This is a genomic window from Streptomyces sp. NPDC050743, from assembly GCF_044456925.1.
GTDB lineage: Bacteria > Actinomycetota > Actinomycetes > Streptomycetales > Streptomycetaceae > Streptomyces.
Genome location: NZ_JBITGJ010000306.1, coordinates 1 through 1,899, shown reverse-complemented (window position 1 = coordinate 1,899; position 1,899 = coordinate 1). Strand labels below are relative to the sequence as shown.

Below are 1,899 nucleotides of genomic sequence, written 5' to 3'. Positions count from 1 at the left end.
GTGTGGCGGCACGGGGACTGGATCACCCTCACCTCGCACGGCTCGGTGATCGTGCACGGACGCTCCGACGCCACCCTCAACCGCAACGGCGTACGCCTGGGCAGCGCCGACATCCACGACATCGTCGAACACCTCCCCGAGATCGCCGAGGCCCTCGTCATCGGCGCGGAAGAACCCGACGGCGGCTACTGGATGCCGCTCTTCGTGGTCCTCGCCGACGGGGTCGGTCTGGACGAGTCCCTGTGCGAGAAGATCCGCGACGCGATCCGCACCGGCGCCTCACCCCGCCACGTCCCCGACGAAATCCTCGACGTCCCGGCCATCCCCCACACCAAGACCGGCAAGAAACTCGAGGTCCCCGTCAAGCGCCTCCTCCAGGGCGCCCGCGCCGAGCAGGTCCTCAATCCCTCCGCGGTCGACAACCCCGACCTGATCGCCCACTTCGCCGGCCTGGGAGCCGAACGCCGCCAGGCCCGCCGTCCGCACACCCCCGAAGGCGCCTCGTGATCCTCTCCGCCTCGCTGACCTGTCTCCTCGCGCTGATCTTCGCCCTGCTGGGCGCGGTCAAGATCCTGGCCCTGGGGCCCATGCCCGAGCTGGCCGCCCACGCCGGCTTCACCACCGCGGCCTACCGGGTCATCGGCGGGCTGGAGCTGGCGGGCGCCATCGGCGTGGCCCTCGGCCCGGTCGTACCGCTGTGCGGCGGCCTGGCCGGCATCGGACTGCTGATGCTGCTCGCCGGTGCCGTGACCACGCACGTACGCAAGGGCGACGGGCTGACCAAATTCCTCCCCGCGGTGACATGCGCGGCCCTGGTCGCCTGGTATCTCGAATTCCTCGCCGGCCTCTGACCCGTTTTGGGAGACTGTCGGCGGCCACTCGTCCTTTAGCGAGCCCACGGCGGGGCTGGCAGACTGACTCTGTGGTTCCGCTGATGGTCGCGGCGGATCAGATCGCGTCCTCATCGCTTACCGGCGCCAGTGTGGTATCAGTCTGCGCACTGCTCTTCACCGTCGCGTCGTTCTGGTGGCTCAACGCCCGACAGGGACGCCTGCAGGCGTGGGAACCTCATTCCTTCGCGGCCATCGTCCACGGTTCCACGGCACGCCTACGACTGCCGCTCGTCCTGCACAACACTGGTCCCAAACCGATCGTCGTGCAGGACCTCATCCTGACCTTCCCCGATGAGCCCGCCTCTCATCTGCCACTCCTGTGGGTGTCCTCCACGTCCCGGCTCCAACCGGGGCCGGACGAGGAGACGAAGCTGCCCGCCGGATTCGTCGTGCCCGGCAGAGAAGCGCAACAACTCTTCCTCGAGTTCGAGGCACCGTTTTCCGGATTCCTCCCGGAGGCCCGTGACTACAAGGCCCAGCTACAAGTGCGGGTCGGCCACCGCAAGGGTTGGCGCCCCCTGCTGACGTTCAGCTTGAGGGCCGCCAACATCATCGATCCAGACCGCTACACCGTTTACAACAACGCACCGGTCGAGCTGACGAAGGAAGACCAGAAAAGAGCGGATGCCGCGCTCCTCGAGCTGCTGGAAGAGCACGGGGACGGCTCCCCTCCGGGCGGCAGGAGACAGGGGGATCCGCCTGATGACGGCGACGCCGACACAAGCGGCTGATGCCGAGTCCCGAATCGGCGCAGCGGGCATTCTCTCCCTGGTCATGGTCCACCGCCGAAAACCCTCCCGAAGCTGGGCGTAGCTTGAAGGCTCCCCTCCCTGAAGGGAGGGGATGCGTCACCCTCCAGGGCTGAGCGGGGATTTACGGCTCAGGCCGCCGCCGGAGCCGGCGGCTCGGGCGGTCTTACGCCCTCGGCACCGTCCGGGTTCCAACCTGCCCGGACCAGCATCACGCGGGCGGAGTTCTTGTCCCTGGGGGACACCGCTCCGCACGC

General features: G+C 68.4%; 2 protein-coding genes and 2 pseudogenes. 3 read left to right on the top strand and 1 reads right to left on the bottom strand.

Annotation, left to right across the window (positions count from 1 at the left end):
- The 3 genes and pseudogenes from ACIBJF_RS53235 to ACIBJF_RS53225 form a co-directional block, all read left to right on the top strand.
- A pseudogene (locus ACIBJF_RS53235) lies at positions 1-507 on the top strand (acetoacetate--CoA ligase); the annotation flags it as partial.
- Positions 504-851 carry a DoxX family protein gene (locus tag ACIBJF_RS53230; RefSeq protein ID WP_399185088.1) on the top strand — a complete coding sequence of 116 codons (348 nt, stop codon included), beginning with the start codon at positions 504-506 and terminating at the stop codon, positions 849-851. The pseudogene ACIBJF_RS53235 and the gene ACIBJF_RS53230, both read left to right, overlap by 4 nt.
- Before the next feature lie 71 nt (positions 852-922).
- Entirely contained in the window at positions 923-1,624 is a 702-nt protein-coding gene (locus ACIBJF_RS53225) for a hypothetical protein (protein WP_399185087.1), read from the top strand.
- A gap of 149 nt (positions 1,625-1,773) precedes the next feature.
- Here ACIBJF_RS53225 and ACIBJF_RS53220 read toward each other — a convergent pair.
- Positions 1,774-1,899 (bottom strand): annotated as a pseudogene (locus ACIBJF_RS53220) (RNA-guided endonuclease TnpB family protein); the annotation flags it as partial.